General features: G+C 69.0%; 27 protein-coding genes and 1 pseudogene. 16 read left to right on the top strand and 12 right to left on the bottom strand.

All coding sequences use genetic code 11. The features are described from left to right. Positions 1 to 166 precede the first annotated feature (166 nt). Both IEX91_RS09820 and IEX91_RS16290 read right to left on the bottom strand, forming a co-directional pair. A complete protein-coding gene (locus IEX91_RS09820; RefSeq protein ID WP_188878669.1) occupies positions 167 to 490 on the bottom strand; it encodes a repressor phrH2 in 324 nt (107 codons plus the stop codon). A 4-nt stretch (positions 491 to 494) separates the two neighbouring features. Then, on the bottom strand, positions 495 to 644 hold the full coding sequence (locus tag IEX91_RS16290) for a hypothetical protein (RefSeq protein WP_229772840.1): 150 nt from the start codon (positions 642 to 644) through the stop codon (positions 495 to 497). A gap of 309 nt (positions 645 to 953) precedes the next feature. On the opposite strand from IEX91_RS16290, the gene IEX91_RS16630 reads away from it, so the two are divergent. Next, entirely contained in the window at positions 954 to 1,373 is a 420-nt protein-coding gene (locus tag IEX91_RS16630) for a PadR family transcriptional regulator (protein ID WP_326838238.1), read from the top strand. Next, the gene (locus IEX91_RS09805; protein WP_188878666.1) at positions 1,370 to 1,585 is read left to right on the top strand and encodes a hypothetical protein; all 216 of its coding nucleotides are present in this window, start codon (positions 1,370 to 1,372) and stop codon (positions 1,583 to 1,585) included. The genes IEX91_RS16630 and IEX91_RS09805 overlap by 4 nt, the downstream gene beginning before the upstream one ends. A 5-nt stretch (positions 1,586 to 1,590) precedes the next feature. Here IEX91_RS09805 and IEX91_RS09800 read toward each other — a convergent pair whose 3' ends face one another. Continuing rightward, positions 1,591 to 1,911, bottom strand: coding sequence for a hypothetical protein (locus IEX91_RS09800; RefSeq protein WP_188878663.1), 321 nt, complete (start codon positions 1,909 to 1,911; stop codon positions 1,591 to 1,593). 76 nt (positions 1,912 to 1,987) lie between these two features. On the opposite strand from IEX91_RS09800, the gene IEX91_RS09795 reads away from it, so the two are divergent. The 7 genes from IEX91_RS09795 to IEX91_RS09770 are packed head-to-tail and all read left to right on the top strand — an operon-like array spanning position 1,988 to position 4,451. Next, positions 1,988 to 2,173: a hypothetical protein gene (locus IEX91_RS09795; RefSeq protein ID WP_188878661.1), complete on the top strand. Its 186-nt coding sequence runs from the start codon at positions 1,988 to 1,990 to the stop codon at positions 2,171 to 2,173. Next, positions 2,166 to 2,297, top strand: a complete 132-nt coding sequence (locus IEX91_RS16530; protein WP_268238692.1) for a hypothetical protein — start codon at positions 2,166 to 2,168, stop codon at positions 2,295 to 2,297. The genes IEX91_RS09795 and IEX91_RS16530 overlap by 8 nt, the downstream gene beginning before the upstream one ends. Further along, complete coding sequence (locus tag IEX91_RS09790; RefSeq protein ID WP_188878659.1) at positions 2,290 to 2,574, top strand: hypothetical protein; 285 nt, start codon at positions 2,290 to 2,292, stop codon at positions 2,572 to 2,574. Before IEX91_RS16530 ends, IEX91_RS09790 begins: the two co-directional genes overlap by 8 nt. Further along, positions 2,571 to 2,990, top strand: a complete 420-nt coding sequence (locus tag IEX91_RS09785) for a hypothetical protein (RefSeq protein WP_188878657.1) — start codon at positions 2,571 to 2,573, stop codon at positions 2,988 to 2,990. Before IEX91_RS09790 ends, IEX91_RS09785 begins: the two co-directional genes overlap by 4 nt. After that, the gene (locus IEX91_RS09780; RefSeq protein ID WP_188878656.1) at positions 2,987 to 3,181 is read left to right on the top strand and encodes a hypothetical protein; all 195 of its coding nucleotides are present in this window, start codon (positions 2,987 to 2,989) and stop codon (positions 3,179 to 3,181) included. The genes IEX91_RS09785 and IEX91_RS09780 overlap by 4 nt, the downstream gene beginning before the upstream one ends. Next, positions 3,178 to 3,411 (top strand): DUF7389 domain-containing protein, encoded by a 234-nt coding sequence (locus IEX91_RS09775; RefSeq protein WP_188878655.1) that lies wholly within the window; start codon positions 3,178 to 3,180, stop codon positions 3,409 to 3,411. The genes IEX91_RS09780 and IEX91_RS09775 overlap by 4 nt, the downstream gene beginning before the upstream one ends. Continuing rightward, complete coding sequence (locus IEX91_RS09770; RefSeq protein ID WP_188878653.1) at positions 3,408 to 4,451, top strand: tyrosine-type recombinase/integrase; 1,044 nt, start codon at positions 3,408 to 3,410, stop codon at positions 4,449 to 4,451. Before IEX91_RS09775 ends, IEX91_RS09770 begins: the two co-directional genes overlap by 4 nt. Before the next feature lie 251 nt (positions 4,452 to 4,702). Here IEX91_RS09770 and IEX91_RS09765 read toward each other — a convergent pair whose 3' ends face one another. Then, entirely contained in the window at positions 4,703 to 5,890 is a 1,188-nt protein-coding gene (locus tag IEX91_RS09765) for a sensor histidine kinase (RefSeq protein WP_188878652.1), read from the bottom strand. 113 nt (positions 5,891 to 6,003) lie between these two features. Here IEX91_RS09765 and IEX91_RS09760 point away from each other — a divergent pair, with 113 nt between their 5' ends. Together IEX91_RS09760 and IEX91_RS09755 are read left to right on the top strand one after the other, a co-directional pair. Further along, a complete protein-coding gene (locus IEX91_RS09760; RefSeq protein ID WP_188878651.1) occupies positions 6,004 to 7,422 on the top strand; it encodes a lamin tail domain-containing protein in 1,419 nt (472 codons plus the stop codon). A 79-nt stretch (positions 7,423 to 7,501) separates the two neighbouring features. Continuing rightward, a complete protein-coding gene (locus IEX91_RS09755; RefSeq protein ID WP_188878650.1) occupies positions 7,502 to 9,847 on the top strand; it encodes a PAS domain S-box protein in 2,346 nt (781 codons plus the stop codon). On the opposite strand, the gene IEX91_RS09750 is transcribed toward IEX91_RS09755, so the two are convergent. Both IEX91_RS09750 and mvaD read right to left on the bottom strand, forming a co-directional pair. Beyond that, positions 9,848 to 11,017 (bottom strand): NAD(P)/FAD-dependent oxidoreductase, encoded by a 1,170-nt coding sequence (locus IEX91_RS09750; protein ID WP_188878649.1) that lies wholly within the window; start codon positions 11,015 to 11,017, stop codon positions 9,848 to 9,850. A gap of 43 nt (positions 11,018 to 11,060) precedes the next feature. Further along, positions 11,061 to 12,038 (bottom strand): phosphomevalonate decarboxylase MvaD, encoded by a 978-nt coding sequence (gene mvaD / locus IEX91_RS09745; RefSeq protein WP_188878648.1) that lies wholly within the window; start codon positions 12,036 to 12,038, stop codon positions 11,061 to 11,063. 188 nt (positions 12,039 to 12,226) lie between these two features. On the opposite strand from mvaD, the gene nth reads away from it, so the two are divergent. Further along, on the top strand, positions 12,227 to 12,913 hold the full coding sequence (nth, locus tag IEX91_RS09740) for an endonuclease III (RefSeq protein WP_188878647.1): 687 nt from the start codon (positions 12,227 to 12,229) through the stop codon (positions 12,911 to 12,913). Here the strand turns inward: nth and IEX91_RS16815 are convergent. Then, positions 12,877 to 13,161: pseudogene (locus IEX91_RS16815) on the bottom strand (hypothetical protein); the annotation flags it as partial. The gene nth and the pseudogene IEX91_RS16815 sit on opposite strands and share 37 nt — an antisense overlap. A gap of 305 nt (positions 13,162 to 13,466) precedes the next feature. Between IEX91_RS16815 and bioB the strand changes: the two are divergent. Further along, entirely contained in the window at positions 13,467 to 14,528 is a 1,062-nt protein-coding gene (gene bioB / locus IEX91_RS09735; protein ID WP_188878646.1) for a biotin synthase BioB, read from the top strand. A 7-nt stretch (positions 14,529 to 14,535) separates the two neighbouring features. Here bioB and IEX91_RS09730 read toward each other — a convergent pair whose 3' ends face one another. The 3 genes from IEX91_RS09730 to IEX91_RS09720 form a co-directional block, all read right to left on the bottom strand. Continuing rightward, positions 14,536 to 15,270, bottom strand: a complete 735-nt coding sequence (locus IEX91_RS09730) for an NAD(+)/NADH kinase (RefSeq protein WP_188878645.1) — start codon at positions 15,268 to 15,270, stop codon at positions 14,536 to 14,538. 60 nt (positions 15,271 to 15,330) lie between these two features. After that, the gene (locus IEX91_RS09725; protein ID WP_188878644.1) at positions 15,331 to 16,632 is read right to left on the bottom strand and encodes a M28 family peptidase; all 1,302 of its coding nucleotides are present in this window, start codon (positions 16,630 to 16,632) and stop codon (positions 15,331 to 15,333) included. 66 nt (positions 16,633 to 16,698) lie between these two features. Continuing rightward, a complete protein-coding gene (locus IEX91_RS09720) occupies positions 16,699 to 16,968 on the bottom strand; it encodes an MTH865 family protein (RefSeq protein ID WP_188878643.1) in 270 nt (89 codons plus the stop codon). A 93-nt stretch (positions 16,969 to 17,061) separates the two neighbouring features. On the opposite strand from IEX91_RS09720, the gene IEX91_RS09715 reads away from it, so the two are divergent. The 3 genes from IEX91_RS09715 (at position 17,062) to IEX91_RS09705 (ending at position 20,992) form a co-directional block, all read left to right on the top strand. Next, on the top strand, positions 17,062 to 18,126 hold the full coding sequence (locus tag IEX91_RS09715; RefSeq protein WP_188878642.1) for a polyprenyl synthetase family protein: 1,065 nt from the start codon (positions 17,062 to 17,064) through the stop codon (positions 18,124 to 18,126). Positions 18,127 to 18,213: 87 nt separating this feature from the next. Then, positions 18,214 to 19,266 (top strand): M42 family metallopeptidase, encoded by a 1,053-nt coding sequence (locus IEX91_RS09710; protein WP_188878640.1) that lies wholly within the window; start codon positions 18,214 to 18,216, stop codon positions 19,264 to 19,266. A gap of 463 nt (positions 19,267 to 19,729) precedes the next feature. After that, a complete protein-coding gene (locus tag IEX91_RS09705) occupies positions 19,730 to 20,992 on the top strand; it encodes a digeranylgeranylglycerophospholipid reductase (RefSeq protein WP_188878638.1) in 1,263 nt (420 codons plus the stop codon). A 4-nt stretch (positions 20,993 to 20,996) separates the two neighbouring features. Here the strand turns inward: IEX91_RS09705 and IEX91_RS09700 are convergent, their stop codons facing one another. Further along, the gene (locus IEX91_RS09700; protein ID WP_188878637.1) at positions 20,997 to 21,683 is read right to left on the bottom strand and encodes a hypothetical protein; all 687 of its coding nucleotides are present in this window, start codon (positions 21,681 to 21,683) and stop codon (positions 20,997 to 20,999) included. Between the two features lie 199 nt (positions 21,684 to 21,882). Then, a complete protein-coding gene (locus IEX91_RS09695; RefSeq protein WP_188878636.1) occupies positions 21,883 to 22,629 on the bottom strand; it encodes a proteasome assembly chaperone family protein in 747 nt (248 codons plus the stop codon). Positions 22,630 to 22,653: the final 24 nt, after the last annotated feature.

Here is a 22,653-nt window from a genome sequence, read left to right as displayed (position 1 = left end):
GGGTGGAATGTGGATCGCCGACGCGGTGTCGGCGAGTCCGACGCAGATGCACGGACCGGATTGGACAGCTACTCAGGCAGCCACTCCCGGAGTTTCACCGTATTACCCCGTGCTGGCTCTACGTCTAGGTTATCTGTTGTGGTACTTAGAATTTCTGTCTGTTCGGTCAGCCGAGGACGTGGCCGGGGCGTCGCGGATCCGGGCGGGGGATGTGGAGGTCGGCGCGGACGTCGCCGTCGAGATAGAGGCGACCCCAGACGGTGATGTGGTAGGTAACGTAGTCACGGCTTGATGGAGCGGCGTAGCCGGCCTGACTGAGGACGCGGAGGCGTTGGCGGGCGAGGTAGGGGCTGAGGGGATAGCGGATGGTGCGTGCGATCTCGCCGGGCGCGATGCCGCCGTCGTCAGCGTCGTCGCGGCCGTCGTGCTCGGCGAGGTACTCAAGGAGGGCTTCGTCGAGCCGGTGCATCCAGTCGCCCTCACGCCGCATGGGGTTACACCTCCGTGGTGTCCTCGACGCCGGCGCTCGCGCTCTTCCCGTTCGCTTGATCGACCCAGACCCCGGTCTCGACGTCGTACTCGCCATTTAGGTAGCCGCGGCCTTCGTCGGTGATTCGATAGACGCCCTGCTTGATGGCCTGCAAGAGTCCGTGGTCAGCGAGCTTTACACAACGCTTCGATACATATGCCCGAGAGTACCGGATGCGGTCGTCTTCGGCTATCTCACCGGGCTGTAGGAACTCTTCGTCACTCTCTACGAAGTATTCTAGAATGCGGTCATCGAGAAGAACTTGCCAAGACCCGGCTAATCGCACGACTCACTCTATATGATAGAGGAACAAAGGACCGTATGTTGTGTACGTATTAGATTCCAATTCTCTTTACTTCCTACCCAAAGCTATTTGTTACCGGCTGTAACAATACGAACAAGGAGCAACCATAGGAGAATCCCGTTGCTGTACGGGTTCTATGACCGGACGGCGGTGCAACGCCGCCCGGTGAAAAACGTGGTTGGTCCGTCAGAGACCATGACGGAAACCACCGATGCGGGCTCTGAGGCCCGCACGACGCTAGACGGATCGGCATCGGATAAATTCGCGCACCTCTCGGCGTTCCAGCGAGACCTGCTGCACGCGCTCGATCAGCGTGGGCCGGCGAAGGGGCTGGCGGTGAAGGACGCGATCGCGGACTACTACGGCGAGGAGATCAATAACGGGCGTCTGTATCCGAATCTCGATGCGCTTGCGGAGGGTGGGCTGATCGAGAAGCGGATTCGGGAGGCTGACGGGCGGACGAATGAGTACGAGTTGACTGAGCTGGGTCGTCGCGCGCTGTCGGCGCGGCGGGCGTGGACTGGGGGTGCGTCGGCGTGAGTGACGATCGTCAGGAGCGCCGCGAGTACGTCGGCGACGAGATGGACGCGGACGCGGCGGCGGCGATTGCGGCGTTGGAGGAGGCGCGTAAGAAGCTGGGACGGCTGCGTATTGAGCAGATTCCGGAGTCCGACCGGCGGTTCCTTCTGACGTTTCAGGGGCAGCTTGGGACTGCTCGGGATATCGTCGAGCGGGGTGATCGCGATGAGTAGTGTGGTCAGTAGCGGCTACTGGTGCCGTTCTCGAAGTCGTGGACGCGCGATTGCGGGATGTCGATGGTCCAGCCGCCGCTGGATGGGCCGTCGGTCTTGTGCCCGGCGACGGAGCGCTCAATCTCGACTTCGCTCGGGGGGAATTTCCGTTCGAATTTCTCGGTCTCCCAGAGGGAGTGGTGGACGCCGCCGGGGGTTCGTTTGGAGTCGACGCGGAGGTAGTAGTAGTCGCGTCCGGTGTCGGTGTCTTGGACGCGGTTTTGGACGGTGTATGTGTCGCCGTTCGGTTCGTGGATCGTGGTGTCGACGGGGTACGCGAACGACATCGGCCGTGGGTTCGCTCCGAGTTGGGATAGGTTCTCGGGGCGGTGTGTCTGCGGCGTCGAATGGGGGTGCGTCGGCGTGAGTGACGATCGTCAGGAGCGCCGCGAGAGGACGGCCGAGGCGCTTGATGCCGCCGCGGACGCTATCGAGGCGCTCCATCTCGGCGATGTTGGGCATGGCGATGATGGCGATCTGCGTGGGCTCCGCGACGGTTTGCGGTCGTGGGCGTGCGACCTTCAGGGTGGGGTGATCGGCGATGAGTGACGGGCATCCGACGATCGAAGACGTGTACGCGAACGCGACGGATGCTGAGAAAGAAGCGGCTCTCGCCGCCTGCAACCGTGCGCTCACGCAAGCACTAGCTGACGAGGCGGATGGCGATGAGTGACGCCAGCCCGCGCTCGGGGCATCCTGACGACCGGCATGGCCTCGGCGAGCTTCGTGGGGCGACCGTCCGTGAGGATCGCGTGCTCGAACTGCATGGCGCGTCGGGGTCCGTCGCTGTTCGCGTGCCCGTCGGGATGGTGGGTGCGCTCCTCGATGTTGTCCGCGATCTCGATGAGGACTCGTTGGGGCCGGAGCTCCAAGCGTGTCCGGTGTGTGGGGCTGTCGGGCTTCCTGAGCGGATTGAGGAGCACGACTGTCCCGTGGAGGGCGAGCGATGAGCGAACAGACGCGGTGCTGGTCGTGCCAGTGCTACCTCGCCGAGGCCATGCAGGATGAAGACGGCTACTACTGCCCGAACTGCCGGGACGAACCGAACGCCGTCGAACTCCGTGATAACGGATGGGCGTTCAACGGCCAGCGTTGGGTCCGTGCGGAGCTCGTGAGCGAGGGTGAGCGCGGCGTGGTTGGTGACGTCATCCACGACGATGATCGTGCGATGAAGGCACTGCGTGAATCGGTCGGACATGGCAAAATCGAGGGGTACAGTTACGCGATCACGCAGAACCTCGCAGATGCGACGATCGCTATCGAGTTCGACGGCGTGAGTGTCGAATACGCGATGTCTGATTTCGTCACGGACGCCTACGAGCGTGCGGTTCTCGCGGACGTCGAGAGCGAGGTGAGTGAGTCGTGAGCGACGACGGCTACCAGCGTCGTCGTCCCGACCTCCCCCGAACGCATCACGTGATCGGGCTCGGTGATGAGCGCCGGATACTCCTCGGCACACCGGTCGTCGACGCGCTCGGTGCCGAGCCGGGGGATGCGGTGGTTGTCGACCGGGACGAACGCGAGCAGGTGACGCTCACCGTGGAGGAGTCCCGATGAGCGACGAGTCGTATGACGTGAAGCTCGTGATGACGCGGGGGACGGGGTCGAACGACAAGGAGAAGCTGCAGGTGGAGGTGTCCGCGGATACGCTCGAAGAGTTGGACGAGAAGGTCGCGGGCGTGCGCGAGCGGATGGGTGAGTGGGCGGACGAGATTCGCCACATCCAGCCGAACGCGGACGATCCGCTCCCGGAGGATCAATCGACGCTTGGGCGGGGTGACGCATGAGCGACGATCTTGAACCGCTCGCGCCTGCGGACGCGGTCGACCTCTATCTCGACTCGCGGCGTGACGATGCGGCGGCGTGGACGGTCACGTCGCACGAGAGCCGCCTGCGGCCGTTCGTCGAATGGTGTCGCGTCGAGGACGTCGAGAACCTGAACGACCTCTCGGGGCGCGCGCTCTACCAGTATCGCGTCTGGCGGCGTGAGGGGAACTACTCGGGGGCGGACGTCGAGGAGCTCGCACCGGCGACACTCGAGTCTGCGCTCACGACCCTTCGGACGTTCCTCAGGTTCTGCGCGCAGGTGGACGCGGTGCCGTCGGATCTATACACGAAGGTGCCGATCCCGGACCTCTCGCGGAGTGATGAGGTGTCGGATTCGAAGATGGTGCCGGAGCGCGCGCCGCCGATCATGGAGTACGTTGAGCGCTACGAGTACGCGAGCCGCGATCACGTTATCCTCCTGTTGTTCTGGCATACGGGATGCCGAACGGGGGGTGTTCGTGCGCTCGATCTCGGTGACTGCGATCTCGACTCGGAGAATCCCGGGCTGTCGTTCGTGCATCGGCCGGATACGGACACGCCGTTGAAGAACGACGAGAAGAGCGAGCGGTTCAATCGCGTGTCGGGCGAGGTCGCGCAAGTCCTCCGGGACTACGTCGACGGCCCGCGCGTCGAGCAGCTCGACGATCACGGGCGTGCGCCGCTCGTGTCGACGACGTATGGCCGTGCGTCGCAGTCGACGGTCCGTGAGACGGTGTACAAGTGGACGCGGCCGTGTTTCATCGGTGAGGGATGCCCGCACGACCGGGATCCCGAGGAGTGTGAGGCGACGGCGTACAAGAAGGCGACCGGGTGCCCGTCGTGTCGGAGCCCGCATGACTGGCGGAAGGCGCGGGTGACGAAGTATCGGAACGACGGCGTGCCGCGGAGTATCGTTTCTGACCGACTTGATGCCTCGGAGCGCGTGCTCGACAAGCACTACGATCGTGCGTCGAAGCGCAAGCGCGCCGAGCGTCGCTGGACGGAGATTTCTCAAGCATGAACGCGAGCATGACGGTAGGTACGACGGGAGTGACGGAATTGATCGGCGGGCGGCGAGCGGGGTGTGAGACGCCTGCAACGCCCACTTCCTCGCGGCCCGGATCGGCGCAAAGCCGGTTCGTTCCGTTCATCGCTGCTACACCGTATCGCCGCCGCTTCCGAGTTCTCGAATCAGCGGCGCACATCTATCACGACGAGGCCTCCCCCTGTGGCCCCGCGCCTCGGTCGATCTGTCGGCAAAGACAGCCTCCGCTATCGGAGCGGCGACTCGTCCGGCGCGTCGCCGTCGTTCGCTGTGTCGGCGCGCGGGAGAGCGACGGTGAAAGTCGTCCCGCCGGGGCCGGTCTCGGTGAGCGCGACGTCGCCGTCGTAGCGATCGACGAGGTGGCGGACGAGGTAGAGACCGAGGCCGTGCGTGCTGCCCGTGTTGTCGCTCCGCTCGAAGAGGGAGGAGCGCTCGTCGTCGGGGATCCCCGGGCCGTCGTCGGAGACGGTGACGAGGACTTCATCGGGGTGTTCGTCGATGGTCACGTCGATCGCGACGTCGCCGGTGTCGCTGTGTTCGACGGCGTTGTCGAGGAGATTGGAGAAGACCCGCGGGAGGAGGGCGTCGGCGGAGACCGGGGCGTCGCTGGGGAGGTCGGCCTCGACGTGCACGCGCTCGGTGCGATCGCGGACGTCCGCGATGGCGTTCCGAACGATCGGGACGAGATCGACGGCGGAGAGTTCGTCGGGTTCCTCGGTGGCGTGGATGAGGACGCGGACGTCCTCGATGACCTCGGCCATCTCGTCGCTGTTGCGCCGGATGACGTCGAGACGCTCGCGGAGGACCGGATCGTCCACGTCCTCGGCGACGAGCGCGGCGTACCCCTCGATGACGTTGGCCTTGTTGAGCACTTCGTGGCGGAGGAGGCCGTTGAGGTAGTCGAACCACTGCTGTTGGCGCTCGGCGTACTCGGCGCGCGCGACGGCGCGTTCGGCGCGGCGAGCACGCTGGATGGAGCGGGCCTCGACGATACCGAGGAGGAGCCCGCCGAAGGCGCCGAGCACCGCGGTACCGCGCGCCCACGCGACGTTCGCGCGGGGCGTCGGTGCGGGGGAAATCATCATGATGAGGAGGTTGAAGAGAAGGAAGCCGAGGAGGCCACAGAGACACCAGCGTGCGATCCGCGGATAGAGATCGACGGAGTAGTCACGGGTCGTGATCCAGTAGCCGCCGTACGCGAGGGCGGCCGCGAGGGCCAGCGAGATGAGGAACTCGCCGACGAGCTGGCGCGGGGCCGTGGTGCCGTCGAGCATCCCGAAAGCGAGCCACTCGGCGACGAGCGCGACGAGCGCGAGCGCGCCGAGGGCGACGAGGCCGTGTGGGACTAGTCGCGCCGCGTCGCTGACCCCGTCCCGGTCTCGCTCACCGCGATCCATCGTGCGTGCCGGGTGCATGGTCCGTACATACATAACGTGAGGGGCGAATCGGTTCGCGGTCCGGACGCCACGGGACGGGACGCACCGGAACGGCCACGCCCCTTTTATCGACGCGTCGACAAGCCGGCGGCATGAGCGAGGACTACGATCCGGCGTCGCCGGACGGGACGTCGGCCGAGGGCGCGTCGCTGTCGCGGCGCGAGTACGTGCTGGGGGCCGGCGGCCTCGGCGCGCTGGCGCTCGGCGGCGGCGGTCTCTTCGGGGCGACGAACCGGGACGCGCCGAGCGGGTCGCGCCCGGACTCGTACGTCGTCCAGCAGGGCTACCTCCGCTGGGAGGTCGCGCCGCTCTCACACGACGGGGAGACGGTCGAGGAGTTCTACAACTACCGGGGGTCGTCGGCGAACCCGCCCGCCGACCTGACCGCGGAACCGGACGCGTCGCGGCTGTTCGTCTACGACGGTCCCGTGGGGTCGTCGCTCGTCTTCCTCCACGGGAGCGCGCGCGCCGAGCACGGCGGGACGGCGTTCCTGACGTTCTCGGGGCTCTCGCGCTCGAAGGGCGAGTGGGCGGTCCGGGACGACCCGCTGGGGGGCGACGACGACTTCGAGAAGTGGGAGGGTGGTAACGCGAAGGTGAGGTGGGAGTGGGAGGCCGGCGAGACGGACGGCGGCGCGTACTGGGGTATCGGCGACGGGAGCTCGACGATCGAGGTCACGCCGAAGACGTTCTCGAACGTCCCGGCGTGGCGCGTCCTGAGCGACGATGGCGACGCGACGTCGTCGTTCGACCTCTCGACGGAGAAGCCGGTGAAGATCAGGCCGGCGGGGAAGCGCAGCGTGAGGCGCGCGAACGTCGAGATCATGCCGTCGGACGATCCGAACACCTTCGACCCCTACGAGGAGGGCGACGTCACCGTCGTCATCCGCTCGCCGCCGGAGGGCGCGAACGCGAGCGAGTGGGTCGATCCGAGCGACGTCGACCCGGGGAACTACTCCGTCTACTTCGGGTCGCGGGACTACCTCGCCGGGCAGAACGGCGCGTCGCCCCAGAAGCACATCCGGCGGGACGGCGACCTCTACCTGAAGTACAACCGCACGTCCGCGAACTTCGCTCTCGACTCGGCGTACGGCTTCCTCGTCGGCAAGACGGGGTCGTACACGTGGTTCCGCGGGCGCGATACGGTGCGTCCGGGGGACTTCGAGAACGCGACGTCCGGGCCGTCGCTCGCCGTCACGGAGACGCACGTGGATCCGGACGGCGACGACGCCGAGAGCCTCGCGCGGGAGTACGTCGAGCTCACGAACGAGGGAAGCGAGACGCTCGACGTGGGCGGCTACACCGTCGCCGACGCCGAGGGCTGGGAGTTCCACTTCCCCGAGACGTTCGCCCTCGACGCCGGCGCGTCCGTCCGACTCCACACCGGCGACGGCCAGTGGAGCGAGACCGACCTCTACTGGGGGTTGGATCAGCCGGTGTGGGACAACGACGGCGATACGGTCCGCGTCACGGACGCCGACGGTACCGTCGTCCTACGTCACGAGTACTGATCGCGGCGGGTGCGACGCGAGAGCGTCGGCGCGCCGGTGCGGCGAGGACACTTATACGCGTTAGCGGCCAAGGGGAGGTATGACGGGAGGGGACACGATCTCGGTTCTCTGCGTGGACGACGAGCCGGGGCTCGCCGAACTCGTTGGGACGCACCTCGAACGCGCCGACGAGCGGCTGACGAGCGTCGCGGTGACGAGCGCCGCGGCGGCGTTCGACGCGCTCGACACGATGGGGATCGACTGCGTCGTCAGCGACTACGAGATGCCGGGCACGGACGGGATCGAGCTCCTCGAAGCGATCCGGGCGGACGATCCGGGGTTGCCCTTCGTCCTGTTCACCGGGCGCGGCTCGGAGGAGTTGGCGAGCCGCGCGATCTCGGCGGGCGTCACTGACTACCTCCGAAAGGCGCGCGGGGCCGAGCAGTACGCTCTGCTCGCGCGACGGGTGGTGCACGCCGTCGAACGCGTCCGTGCCCGCCGGGCCGCGGACGCCGCGGAGGAGCGACGACGGCTGATCTTGGAGGGATCACCGGACTCGATCGTCGTGATCGTCGACGGCGCGATCGCGTACGCGAACCCACCCGCGGTGGCGACTGCCGGCGTCGAGGACGAGTCCGGCCTCGTCGGCCGATCCGTCGACGCGTTCGCCTCGGGTGGAACGCGCGAGTCGGTGCTCCGCGCCATCGAGCACGCGGCGTCCGGCGACGAGCGACGCGCCCGGGTCACGCGGCCGTTCGAGACACCGGACGGCCGACAGTTGACGATGGAGGCGACCGGCCGACGGCTGACGTGGGACGGCGCGGACGGGGTCGTCGCGGTCCTCCGCGACGTCACGGACCGCGAGGCGCGCGACGAGGGGCGTGCTCGCTACCGCGCGGCGTTCGAGGAGGCCGCGACGGCCATGGTGATCGCCGACGACGACGGCCGATACGTCGAGGTGAACGCGGCGGCCTGCGAGCTGTTCGACGTGCCGCGCGCGGAGCTCGTCGGGAGCCGGGTGAACGACTTCGCCGCCCCGGGCTACGACGTCGAGGGCGAGTGGATGTCGTTCCGGGAGAGCGAGATCGTCCACGGGACGTTCCCGCTAGTCCGCTCGGACGGGGAGGAGCGCATCGTCGAGTACGGGGCGACGGCGAACGTCGCCCCCGGCGAGCACCTCTCCGTCCTCCACGACGTCACCGAGCGCGTTGACCTCGGTGAGCGCCTCGAACGTGAGCAGGCCGCCCTGGAGGAGATGTACCGGATCACGGCCGACGGCGAGGCGTCCTTCGACGAGAAGGTCGAGCGTCTGCTCGATCTCGGCCGCGACTATCTCGACGTCCCCGGCGGCTACTTCATGCAGATCGACGAGGGCCACCAGCGCGTCGTCACCGCGGTCGGAGACGACGATATCTCGCCCGGAGAGACGTGTCCGCTCGAAGAGGCGTACTGCAAGCGGACGATGACGCACGGCGAGCTCGTCACCGTCCAGAACGCCACGAGAGAGGGGTGGGCGGACGATCCGGCGTACGAGCGGTTCGGGTTCGGCTGTTACATCGGCGCGAAGGTGACCGTCGGCGGCGACCTCTACGGGACGTTCTGTTTCGCCGGCAGCGACCCCCGGACGGAGCCGTTCGGCGACGCCGAGCGAACGTTCGTCGAGTTGATGGCGCGCTGGGTGAGCTACGAGCTCGAGCGCCGTCGGACGACCGATCGCTTGGCGGAACAGAACGAACGCCTCGAACGCTTCGCGTCCGTCGTCAGCCATGACCTCCGATCGCCGCTGTCGGTCGCGCGCGGCTACCTCGCCCTCGCGCGCGAGGGCGACGACCCGGAGGCGTTCGACCGGGTCGAGGCCGCCCACGAGCGGATGGAGACAATCATCGCGGACCTCCTCACGCTCACCCGGGAGGGCGAGGAGCTCGGGTCGGTGAAGTCCGTCGACCTCGACGCCCTCGTGGCGTCGTCGTGGGACCTCGCGGTCGGCGAGGAAGCCGACGCGACGCTCGACGTCGCGGGTCCGCTGGGCACGGTGGCGGCGGACGACGAGCGCCTCCGCCACCTCTTGGAGAACCTCTTTCGGAACGCGCTCGAACACGCGGCCGACGGGGCGCTCACCGTCACGGTCGGGACGACCGACGATGGGTTCTACGTCGCGGACGACGGCCCCGGCATCCCCGCCGACCGACGAGAGGAGATCTTCGAGGACGGGTTCACGACACGTCAGGACGGCACGGGACTCGGTCTCTCGATCGTCGAGCAGATCGCCGATGCCCACGGCTGGGACGTCGCGGTCTCGGAGGGAGAGCGCGGCGGGGCGCGCTTCGAGATCGACGGCGTGAGCGGGGCGGACGAGGCCACCGCCAGCGACGCCGACGGAGGCGGCGGTGACGCAACCGACACAGACGACGATGCGGGCGACGCGCCCCGCCGGACGCGCGAGTAGTCAGAAACCGCGGTCCTCGCGGTCCGGGAGGACTCGATCGTCGCCGAGTTCGTCGCGGACGACCGCGACCGCGTCGCGGAGTGAGCCGTGTTCGGCGAGGTAGGTGAGGCCGACGCTCGTCTTGATGACGTTCGCGGCCGTCCCGCGGAACACCTCGGGGCCGAGCTGGGCGACAGCGTCGTCGCCGACGCTGATGAGCCAGCCCGGCGTCTCGAAGGCCCACTTCTCGAGGTGTCGAACGGAGTCGCCGGTGCGCGCGGCGTCGAGGACGCGTTCGACGTTCCGCGCGACCACCGGTGCGGAGCGGACGGCGGCCTGCGCGCTCGCGGGGACGCGCTCCCCGTCGGCGTCCACGACGTCCGCGGCGTCGCCGGCGATGAACGTCCGCTCGGAGAGGCGGAGGTCCGCCCGAACGGCCCGCCGCTCACCGCCGAGCGCGTCCGGGCCGCGGACGCCGCCGGTCCACGCGAGCACGTCGTACGGGACGTCCCGGTCGTCGGCGACGACGGTCGACGCCGTGACTTCCGTCACTTCGGTCCCGGTTTCGAGGCGGACGCCGAGGTCGCGGAGGGCGTCGCGCGCCGCCGTCCGGAAGTGCTCGGGGAACGAGGGCGCGACCGTCTCGGCGCGCTCGAGGAGCACGACGTCGACATCGGCGGCGACCCCCTCGCGGTCGGCGAGTTCGGCGAACTCCCCCGCGGTCTGGATGCCCGAGAGGCCCGCGCCGACGACGGCGACCGTGCCGGCGTTCGGGTCGACCGCGTCGAAGAAGTCGCGTCGGAGCGTCGCGGCGTGTTCGAGGCGCTTGAGCGGCGTCGCGTGCGCGGCGACGCCGGGGATGTCGTAGTCCGCGGTCTGGGAGCCGAGCGCGACGACGCCGGCGTCGTACTCGATCGAGCCGCCGTCGGCGAGCGCGACCGTCCCCGCGTCCGGGTCGAGGTCCGCCACGGTCGCCTCGCGGACCGTCGCGCGTGTGACCAGTGCGTCGAGGGGAACGGTGATGTCGTCGGCGAAACCGGGGTAGCGTATCGTTCGGTGGAGCTCGTGTTGGACGAGGTGGTCGCCCGTCTCGTCGACGAGGACGAGCTCGTCGTCGGGGGGGAGTCGCTCTTCGAGTTTGCGTGTGACCATCAGGCCGGCGTAGCCACCGCCGAGCACAGCGACGCGCATACTCGAACCGTCGTGGAGCGCCCCCTTTGAAGTTCGGGCCGTCTCAGAACAGCGCCGCGCCGTCGTCGAGGATCCGCGCGGGCCCGCCGACCTCCCAGACGCGCGTGTCGACGCCGGTCGCGGCGATCGCGTCCTCGACCGCCGCGGCGTGCTCGGCGTCCGTGTTCACGTACACCGTCGCGCCCGTGTCGGTCGAGAACCACGCGGGCACGCCGTCGGCGCGGAGGTCGCGCACCGTCTCGAAGACTTCGAGGGTCTCCGGCTGCCAGTAGACCCACCCCTCGGGGCCGGTCATCGTCGTCGCGGCGAGCGAGAGGGAGTCGTGTTCGGCGGTCTCGAAGACGCGCTCCGTGTCGCCGTTTCGCACCGCGTCGCGCATCTCCGCGAGTTGGTCCTCGACGTGGACGCGCCGCGCGTCGAACATGTGACTCTCCTCGGCCTCGTCGTGGGCGGCCTGCGTCTCCTTGTACGCGGGGACTTCGGCGATGACGATGCGGACGTCCTCCTCGAGGCGCTCGGCGGCGTCGAGGCGGTGGCTCCGACACTCCGCGTCGCTCAGCCCGCCCCCGAGGTCGGAGTAGCCGCCGGTGACGGCGCGCGCGGCGGACGCCGACCCGCGTCGGGCGATGGTCGACATCTCGGGATGCGAGAGGTCGAGCCCCGCGGCCTCGCAGGCGGCGACGGCGGCGGCGGCGAACCCCGACGCCGAGGAGCCGAGGCCGATGTTCGTCGGGAAGTCGTTTTCGCTGACGAGCCTCGCGCGCGTCTCGATGCCGGCGCGCTCGCGCACCTCGTCGAGGACGCTCTCAACGCGCTCGGCGCCCCGTCCCGTCACGTCCTCGCCGCCGATGACGTACTCGTCGGCGTCCAGCCGGTCGTCGAACGCGACCGTCGTCGTGGTGCTCGCGGGCGCGGTGCAGACGCTGATGCTGTCGTGGTACGGGTAGCGCGCGTCGTGATCCCGCATCCCGTGGTACTTCACGAGCCCCTGAATCGGATGGGCTCTCGCGGTGGCTTTCATGCCTGCACGCGGGACGCTCGCGCGCATAAACGTCCCGAAAGCCCGCGTTCGCGTTTCCATCCATTACTTCGGCTCGCCCCGCCCACGCGCGACGGCGCGACGGCGTTTCCGTCCTGCGGAGACTCGAACGCTCTCGTCCCCCCGCGGGGGTCCGCAACCCTGAAGGCCGCCGTCCGAGTTGCGCCGGCATGGGCGACCCACTCGACACGCGCGCGGCGCAGGCGTCGGAGGTCATCGAGCGCCTCCAGCGCGAATACCCGGATCCGGAGATCTCGCTCGATTTCTCGAACCGCTTCGAGCTCCTCGTCGCCGTGATCCTCTCCGCGCAGTGCACGGACGAGCGCGTGAACGACGTGACTGCCGACCTCTTCGAGACGTACGACGGCCCCGCGGCGTTCGCGGCCGCGGACGTCGACGAGATCGCGTCGCACATCGACTCGATCACGTACTACAACAGCAAGGCGGGCTACATCCACGACGCCGCCGAGCAGATCATCGCGGCGCACGACGGGGCGGTGCCCGACACGATGAGCGCGCTCACCGACCTCCCGGGGGTCGGGCGAAAGACGGCGAACGTCGTCCTCCAGCACGGACACGACCTGACGGAGGGGATCGTCGTCGACACGCACGTCCAGCGCCTCTCGCGGCGACTCGGCATCACCGAGGAGGAACGCCCCGAGAAGATCGAGGCGGACCTCATGGACGGTGTCGTCCCCGAGGAGCACTGGAAGAACTACACGCACTGGCTGATCGCGCACGGCCGGGACACCTGCACGGCGCGCAACCCCGACTGCGAGGAGTGCGTGCTCGAAGACGTCTGTCCGTCCTCCAAGCTCGATCACGCCGTCGATCTCGCGGACGGAAGCGAGTGGTAGCGCGGGGGCGCACATCGCGTGCGCCGCGGGACGGGGGACGGGGGACGACCCTCACGACGCCGGTCTCGGCTGACGTCGACGTCGGCCGTCGCCACGACCCGATCACCGTCGGCGCGGGGCGAACCGTCTACGTCGGGGGAGCCGTCCGTTTCGTCACCGCCGGTGACCCGATGCGCTACGACGGCGAGCGCCACGCCCTCCTTCGGCGGCCCGTCGAGCATCATCCGCACGCTCTCGTGCGTGCCCGCGTCGAGGGACTGGTCGTATCTGTCATCGTGGCGGTCGCGGCGGGACCGCCGTTCGCGTCCGCTCGCTTAGCCGGCGGCGAGTACGGGGAGCGCGACGCGGAGCACCACGCGGAGAGTTCTATCGAGGGTCGTCGTCCGACTCGCCGGCGTCGGCTGGTCGGCCGCTCGATGGATGACTGGATGGGGCGATTCGGCCGGTTCACGGCCGATAGCGCCGGTCGTGTCGGCTGTCGCGGTCGGTTAGCGCCGCCCGTCAGCGAGGTGTGGACCCAATCCTTACGGTCCCGTAAACTAGGGACTGGATCATGGTTTACGAGACCGGCAATCGAACGGTCGACGACGCGCTCGAACGCGTGTCGGCCGGCGAGACGCTGACGCGCCGTGACGCGCTCGCCCTCGTCGCGCAGCCGATCGAAGCGCTCGCGCCCGCGGCGGACGCCATCCGCGCGCGCTACGGAGACGGGACGGTCGACGCGTGCAGCATCGTGAACGCGAAGGCGGGCGGCTGCGCGGAGGATTGCGGGTTCTGCGCGCAGTCGGGTCGCTTCGACACCGGCATCGATACCCACGACCTGCTCGACCCCGACGCGATCCTCGAGGCGGCGAAGCGCGCCGAACGGGACGGCGCGCAACGATTCGGGATCGTCGTCGCGGAGCGCGGCGTCTCGAAGGAGCGCCGCCCTGACGAGTGGGAGCGAGTGCTGGAGGCGATCCGGCTCGTCCGCGACGAGACCGCGGTCGCGGTGGACGCCAGTCTCGGCGTTCTCACCGAGGCGGAAGCCGAGACCCTCTCGGACGTCGGGCTGAACCACTACAACCACAACATCGAGACCTCGCCGGACTACTTCCCCGAAGTCGTCGGCAGCCACGACTTCGCGGACCGCGTCGAGACGCTGGAGACCGCGAAGGCCGCGGGGCTCGACCTCTGCGCGGGCGTGATCCTCGGGATGGGGGAGAGTCCGACGGACCGGATCGACGCCGCGCTCGCGCTCCGCGAGGTCGGCGTCTCCTCGCTCCCCGTGAACGTCCTCGACCCCGTCCCGGGGACGCCGCTCGGCGAGCGCTTCCCGGACGGACCGGCCATCGACACCACGGCCGTGGTGAAGACCGTCGCCGTCTACCGGTTCCTCCACCCGGAGGCGCGCGTCCGACTCACCGGCGGGCGCGAGGTCGCGTTCGACGACGCGGACGCGCACCGCCCCTTCGAAGCGGGCGCGGACGGCCTCTTGACGGGCGACTACCTCACGACGGACGGGCAGAGCGCGGCGGCCGACCTCGACGTCGTCGAGCGGGCGGGGCTCCGCCCGAACCGAGCGGTGAACGAGTTCGACCCCGAGGCGGTGCGAGCGCGCGGCGGCGAGGAGTGAGGCGGACTCAGTTCTCGGTCGTCGCGGCGAGCGTCACGGGCTCGCCGTAGGAGAGATCGACGGGCGCGCCCGGCTGGACGAGGCCGACGTCGGCGTCGTCGATCAGGAGGACGACGTCGGTCTCGTCGCGTTCGACGGTGAGCGTTCCGGGGAGCGAGACGACCCAGTTCGGACACTCGACGCGGAACGGAGCGATCGGAACGACGGCGACGGCGTCGACGGTCGGCGAGAGCGCGGGGCCGTCCGCCGTGGCCGTGTACCCGCGGCTCCCGAGCGGCGTGGCGACGGCGATACCGTCGGCGCGGACCGTATCGAGGGGCGCGACGCCGGCCTCGCCACACGCCTCGATGGCGTACTCGGAGATCCGCGCGGCCTCCGCGGTGGCGAGCATGACGTCGGAGAGCGCGCGATACGTCTCGCGGCGCGCCTCGACGGCGATCGTCGGTCGCTCGCGCGAGTCGTACTCGCCGCGGACGAGGCGGCGAAGTGCGCGGTCGCGCTCCGTCGGGGTGACGGCGTCGGCCACCGGGTCGGCGTTGAGGGGGAGCACGGGCGTTTCGGGGGGGAGACCGGCGCGGACGAGGGCGTAGAGCGCGCGCTCGGCGAACGCCGCGACGGCGTCGACGTCGTCGGCGAGGACCGATCGGGCGTCTCCGACGGTCGCGGTTCCGCCGGCGTTCTCGACGACGGCGGCGGCGCTCTCGGCCTCCGGGCCGACGAGCCCGACGTGTGCCTCGGTCATCGTCGGAGGGTGGCCCCCCGCGGGCAAAAAGCTGCTGTCGGCGGTCGATCCGCCCGGGGATCAGTACGGCCAGTCGCCGGTGACTCGCATCCCCGCGGCGAGGTCTTGGGCCTCGCAAGCGGCCGCGATATCGGCCGGTGCGGCGTGCGCGACCGTGAAGCCGTCGTCGGCGAGCGCGACGGCGAGCGCCGTGAGGAGGATCGCCTGCTCCCGGAAGGTGCGTGCTTCGAGCTTGTCGAGTGTGTCCGCGGCGGTGTGGCCCCACCCGCGCCCGCTGTCGCCGGTGTCGCTCGCCACCATGTAGCCCGGGACGCCGTGCTGGACGTAGTTCCAGTGATCGGAGTGGGGCCCGAGCTCCGGGTCGATCGTGATCGGGTGCGAGAAGCGGTCGGCGACCTCACGGGCGACGCGACCGAGCGCGTCGAATCCGTGCGTCGTGCACTCGAGCGTGCGCGCGGCCGCGACGCCGTCGAGGTTCAGCACGGCGCGCACGCGATCGAGGTCGCGGGTCGCGGCGTCGTGCGCGGAGCCGACGAGCCCAACCTCCTCGGCGCCGAAGACGACGAAGCGAACCCGCGTGTCGAGTTCGTCCTCGCGCGCCGCGAGCGCCCGCGCGAGCTCGACGACCATCGCGGTCCCGGCCCCGTTGTCCATCGCGCCCTCGCTGATGTCGTGGGCGTCGACGTGCGCCGTGACGAGGAGCGCCTCGTCGGTTCGCGGTCCGAGTTCAGCGTGGACGTTCTGCGAGGTGGCGTCGCCGAGCGACGCCTCGACGTCGACGGTGACGGTCTCGTCCGCGAAGCGCCGCGCGAGGCGCGCGCCGACCTCCCGCGAGACGCCGACGGCGGGGATCTCGCCGACCGGCGCGTCGGCGGTACCGACGCTCCCCGTCGGCGCCAACCCTCCGGGGTAGTGGTTTGCGAAGACGAACGCGGCCGCGCCCGCCTCGACCGCGCGGTAATACTTCTCGCGGCGGTGGACGACGCGCTCGGCGTGGTCGGGGACGGTGGAGTCGACGAGCACCACGGCCCCCGAGAGGTCGCGGCCGGCGAAGTCGTCGGGGAGACCGTGATCGAGGTCGACGAGGGGGCCGGACGCCGATCCGGGGGGGCTGCGCGGGAGCGCGATACAGCCCTGCTCGGTCCCGCCCGCGACGATCGCGGACGTCCCCCGGTCCCACCCCTGGATCTCGAACTCGTCGAGGTGGGCGTTCCGGGCGTGCTCGGCGAGAGCATCGCGCGTGGCGACGGCGGCCTCGCGTTCGCCCGCGCTTCCCGCCATCCGGTTCCCGATGTCGACGAGCGTTTCGAGGTGCGTCCAGCCCGTCTCGCTCGTGAAGGTCCGGCCGATCCAGTCGGTCATGTGGTGAGTGGCGTCGCCGACCGGCAAAAGCGTGGGTGAAGTCGGTGCGGAGTGGGCGGAGCGGGCTTACAGTTCCCCCTCGGCTCGCAGGCCCGCGATGACGTCGTCGACGAGGGTCTCGACGTCGTCGTAGGGGAACTCCTCGTGACCGGAGAGGAGCTTGGCGAGTTCCATCGCGGAGAAGGTGCGGTCGCCGGCGTGGAACTTCGTCATCGGGCCGCGCGGGAGTTCGGGGACGAGGCTGGTCATGCTCGTGACGGGGTAGTCGGCGCCTTCGAGTGCGGCGGTGAGCTCCTCGCGGAGCTCGGCCTCGGCGTCCGTATCTGCGTCGCTCATGGGCGTTCGTCGCCGAGATAGCGGAAAAGGATTGCGTCTGCGGGGGGCGCGAAGGTGGCAGCTTTTTGCCCCGTGACCGCGAACTCGCTCGACATGTCCAAATCGCTCTCGGAATGGCGACCCGCGGTGGATCGCGAGATCGAACGCGTCCTCCCGCGCGAACTGACTGCCGACTACCTCCGCTCGTTCTTCGGGGAGGGTCGCTACGAGTACGACCCCGACGCCATCGAGGACGCCCTCTCGACGCCCGTCTGGGACCTCCTCGATCGCGGCGGGAAGCGCTGGCGCGCCGTCGTCTTCCTGATGCTCGCCGAGGGGTTCGGTGCGGACCCCACGGAGCTCCTCCCGTACGCGGTCATCCCGGAGATCCTTCACAACGGCACGATCATCGTCGACGACGTGGAGGACGGCGCGGAGATCCGCCGCGGCGAGGAGGCCGTCCACCACCGCTACGGGCAGGACATCGCGCTGAACGCCGGTAACGCGCTCTACTTCATCCCCCTGAAGATCGTCGAACGCAACCCCGCCGACCTCGACCCCGCGACCCGCCTCGCCGTCTACGAGATGCTCACGCACGAGCTGAACCGGACGCACCTCGGTCAGGGGATGGACATCCGCTGGCACAACAGCGACGAGGTGGCGATCACCGAGGCGGAGTACATGGAGATGTGCGCGTGTAAGACCGGCTGTCTCGGGCGGATCGTCGGCCGCCTCGCGGCGATCGTCACCGATCAGGACGACGACGTCGAGGCCGAACTCGCGGCGTTCATGGAGACGGTCTGCATCGCCTTCCAGATCGCGGACGACATCCTCGACGTCGAGCACAGCCTCGATCGCGCCGGCGACTTCGGGAAGGCCGTCGGGAACGACGTCAAAGAGGGGAAGAAGACGCTCATCGCCGTCCACGCCGTGCGCAACGCCGCGCCCGAGGACGCGGCGCGCCTCCAGGAGATCCTCGCCGCGGACGACACGACCGACGCCGAGGCGCTCGCGGCCATCGAGATCATGGAGGAGACGGGGAGCGTCGAGTACGCCCGCGAGCGCGCCCTCGCGCTCGTCGAGGAGGCGCGCGACCACCTCGACAGCGTCCCGCTCACCGACGACGTCGCCGCCGAACTCGCCGCGTTCGCGGAGTACGTCGTCGAGCGCGACGCCTGAATCGGCCCGCCGTTTCGGTCCGCGCGCACCGCCCGCGTCGGCGCTGATCGCGGGCGTTTATGAGCCGGGCGGCCGTCGTCTCCGGGCATGGACGCCGACTTCGACCTGCTGACGGAGCTGACGGAGGCCCACGGCGCGCCGGGTCACGAGGACCGCATCCGGGCGATCGTGCGCCGCGAGCTCGACGACGTCGCGGACGCGATCCGGACGGACGCGATGGGGAACGTCGTGGCGACGATCGAGGGCTCGACGAACCCCGACTACGAGGTCGCGGTGGCGGCGCACATGGACGAGATCGGCTTCATGGTGAAACACGTCACCGACGAGGGGTTCCTCCGACTCGACGCGCTCGGCGGGTGGGACCCGCGCGTGTTGCGCGCCCAGCGCGTCACCGTCCACGCCGCGGAGGGCGACCTGGAGGGGGTCATCGGGTCGCCGCCGCCGCACACGATGAGTGACGAGGAGCGCGAGTCCAGCGACGAAGTCGAGGACCTCTACGTGGACCTCGGGCGGGACGGCGAGGACGTCGCGGAGCGCGTCTCCGTGGGCGACGTCGTGACAATGGCGCAGGACACCCGACGCCTCGGCGAGACGGTGACGGGGAAGTCGCTCGACGACCGCGTGTGTCTCTTCGCGGTGTTGGAAGCCGCGAAGCGGATCGATCCCGACGTGACGGTGCACGTCGCGGCGACGGTGCAAGAGGAGGTGGGACTGCGGGGAGCGACGGCGCTCGGCGTCGACCTCGACCCGGACCTCGCCGTCGCGCTCGACGTGACGGTGGCGAACGACATCCCGCAGTTCTCGGACGCCTCGAAACACGTCACGGAACTCGGCGACGGCGCGGCGATCAAACTGAAGGACGGGAGCGTCATCACGAACCCCAAGGTGCGAAAACGCATGGAGTCCGTCGCGGAGACGGAGGGAATCGACTACCAGCGCGAGGTGCTACCGGCGGGCGGGACGGACACCGCGGGGTTCCAGAACACGCACGGCGCGAAGCCGGTCGCGGCGATCAGCGTTCCGCTGCGCTACATGCACACGGTAACGGAGACCGCGCACCTCGACGACGTGGACGCGGCGGTCGCGTTGCTCGCGGTGTTCCTCGACACGGAGACCGGGGAGCACGACTATCGTCTCTAAACGACCTTTTGCTGCGCGCCTTCGGCGCTGGCAAAAGCTCGGCCGAAAGCACTGCGAGCCTCCCGTTGGTCGGCTCTCGGCCCGCTCGCACCCTGCGGTCGCGCGCGGTAAGTACGCTGGCTGAGTCTGACGGATGCCTCGACTCGTTCCTCTCCGAGTCTCTCCCCCCGTAGAATCTGCACGGCTATCTCGCCCTCCTCGTCGTCGCCGTCGCCATCCACGACATCGCCCGGTGGGTGTATCGGGACGCGACGGCGCGGGGGAGCGAGTGGGCGCGGCAGTGAGCGTTCCTCACGGCCGTCGCGCTCTTCGCCGCCCTCGTTCCCGGCGTCGTCGTACTCGCGCTCTCCTCGTGGGCGTGACGGACCGCCCGCGTCCTTCTGTTCTCGCCCAAACGTCGAAAACGGCCCCGAGGCGTGCGTATTCAGCAACACTCATTAGCGAAACCCCGGTTCCGTACTGTATGACTGACCACTTCGACGTGGTTATCGCCGGCGCCGGGCCCGCGGGCGCGCAGTGCGCCAGGGACCTCGCGGCACGCGACTACGACGTGCTCGTCCTCGAGACGGAGACCGAGGACGACTTCCCGCGACAGAGCAACAAATCGACCGCCGGGACGTTCCCGGGGATGATGGGGGCGTTCGGGATCCCCGACGACGTCGTGATGCAGTTCACGGACGGCGTCGTCCTCGAATCGCCGTCGAACCACTTCACGCAGTCCCAGCCGGGGGCGGTGCTCGAGTTCGCGGAGTTCAAGCGCTTCCTCGTCCGCGAGGGACGCGAGAACGGCGCGGAGTACCGCTTCGACTCGCGCGCGACCGCCCCACTCACGGAGAACGGCTCCGTCGTCGGCGTCCGCTACGACGGCGACGAGGAGGTCCGCGCCGACATCGTCGTCGACGCTACCGGGCCCGCGGCGCCGCTCGCCAAGCAACTCGGCGTCTCCGACCTCGAACGCGAGAACCAGGCGATCGGCATCGAGTGGGAGATGGAGGGCATCGAGATCGATCATCCCGACTACGCCGACCTCACGGACGCGATGATGCTCCGCCTCGATCACGACCTCGCGCCGGGTGGGTACTCTTGGATCTTCCACACGGGCGGCGATACCGCGAAGGTCGGCCTCTGCTACATCCAGAACGAGAAGTACCACTCGAACACCGACGGGATGAGCATCGACGACTACCTCGAACACTGGCTGGAGAGCGACCCGCGCTTCGCGGACGCGGAGAAGCTGGAGGGCAAACAGCACCGCGGGTCCGCGCACATCCAGCCGCCGGGTCAGCTCTCCACGGACGGCTTCATGGCGATCGGTGACACCGTTCCGTCAATCGATCCGCTCTGGGGTGAGGGGATCCACAAGGGGATGAAGTCCGCGCGCGCCGCCGCGATCGCCGCCGATCACTGTCTCACGGGCGCGGTCGACACCTCCGCCGAGGAACTCGGCATCTACGACGAGCTCTGGCACCGCGACGTCGCGCCCGACGCCGGCGTCCGCCTCCTGATGACGCACCTCCTCTACTACGCGCCCAACGAGCGCTACGACCGACTCATGCGCGACATCAACGAGGTCGACCTCGACACGCTCGCCGCCGCGAACGGCGGCAGCGTTCGCGCCATCGCCGAACTCCTCCACCGCGAGGACCTCCCGATGCTCCGCGACTTCGCCCGCGAGAACCCGAAGATCGTCAAGTTCGGGCTGAAGGACGCCGTCCCGCTCCTCTGAGGGGCTACTCCAGCTCGAAATCTTCCATCTTCACGCGATAGATTCGGATCGCCTCGATCCTGTCGCGGGGGACGAGCTCGACCGTCATCGTGAGTCGTTCTTCGTCGATGTCCGGGCTCCCGACCCCGGCGAAACTCTTCTCTGCGAGGTCGTCGTACCGGAGTATCTCGATGTCGTCGTCGCTATACCCGTTTAGAAACCCGCGCTTGGTTCGTACTTCGCCGTCTACGCCCGGGACCTCCACTTCGACGTAGTACTCCTTCGTGAAATCGTTCAACCCGTCTTTGACGTAGCTTTGTACCGTCTTTTGCCACCGAGAGACGTTCCCGACATCGAGACCCTCAAGCCGTTCGGTCCGTCCGACGATGTACGATTGGTACCAGTCGACGCCGACGTTGATGAAGAGACGATGGCCGATGTCCGCGAGGATTCCCAGCACCAGCGGGAAGACGAAGTAGAAGAGGAACTGGTACGGGAGCCACGACATGAGACCTCCCGAGAACCCTCTCGCAATCTGGAAGAACAGCGTGAAGAAGAGGACGAGTACGACGTGACCCCGCTTCAGTCGGTCGTATCCGACTGCGCGAACGCCGACGTACACGAAGTACGTGAGGAACCCGGGGAAGAGGATCGTGAGCGACGCGACGACCGCGTCGAGATGCGTGAGGACGTCGGTGAGAACGCTGGCCACGACCTATTCGTCGTCGCTCGTCGGCTTCGACCCCTTCGCCATCGTCGCGGGCGCGTCCTTCGAGTCGTTCCCGCCGCTCTTCGAGTTCTTGCTGAGCTCCTCACTCTCTCGGTCGTCTCCCATGCGTGACGATAGGGCGTCACGTCGCAAAAAGATGCGGCCCGATACGGGGGTCTGACGGTCGCCGTCCGCTCCCGCGCTATTCGAACATCCGCATCGACTGGGCCTGCGTGGACTCCTCCTCGCTGGCCTGTTGCATCCGCTGGGCGAGTTGCTCTTTCTGGTCGCGGATCTGCTCGGCCTGCTCGACGAGCGTGTCGGTCTCGATCCCGACGTCGGCGATCGGCTCGATGCCCTTGTCGATGAGCTGCTTGGACGCGGCGGGATCGGGGAACTGGGGGTCCGATTCGACGACGATGCCGACGCCGGTGAGGTCGTTGACGTCCGCCCGATTGACGAGCGCACCGGTCGGCCCGCCGATGACGCCCTGCTCGGGAGGCGCGCCGATCCCGTGCTCGTCGAGGATTCCCGCGCCGTCGCCGGTAGCGACGCCGAACACGTCGGGGACGTGCGCCGGGTCGTCCTCCTGGTTCGGGAAGCCGCTGAGGTAGAGCGGCGTCGCGCCGACGTCGGTCACCCAGTCGGTGACGCACTTGGCGAACTCGGCGGCGGCGACGCGGTTGACGGGGATGTCGGCCTGCAGGGCGAGCAGGTCGTGCTCCTCGTCGGCGTAGAGGCGGACCGGCGGGCGCGCGGTGTAGTCGTCCGCGCCGTAGACGGCGACCTCGGGGAGCCCCTCGCAGTCGACGCTGCCGACGTACGCCATGTCGAACTGATCGACGAGGTGATCGGTGGCGATCTTCCCGACGAGACCGACGCCCGGCAACCCCTCGACCAGCACGGGGTCGTCGAGGTCGAACTCGGCTCGTTCTCTGACGCGTGCCATGGTAGCGACGACTCGCGCGAGGGA

The sequence above is a fragment of the Halarchaeum nitratireducens genome (assembly GCF_014647155.1).
In the GTDB taxonomy this organism is placed as follows: domain Archaea; phylum Halobacteriota; class Halobacteria; order Halobacteriales; family Halobacteriaceae; genus Halarchaeum; species Halarchaeum nitratireducens.
Note: the sequence above shows the minus strand (reverse complement) of the source record. Positions and strands in the feature narration are given on the sequence as shown.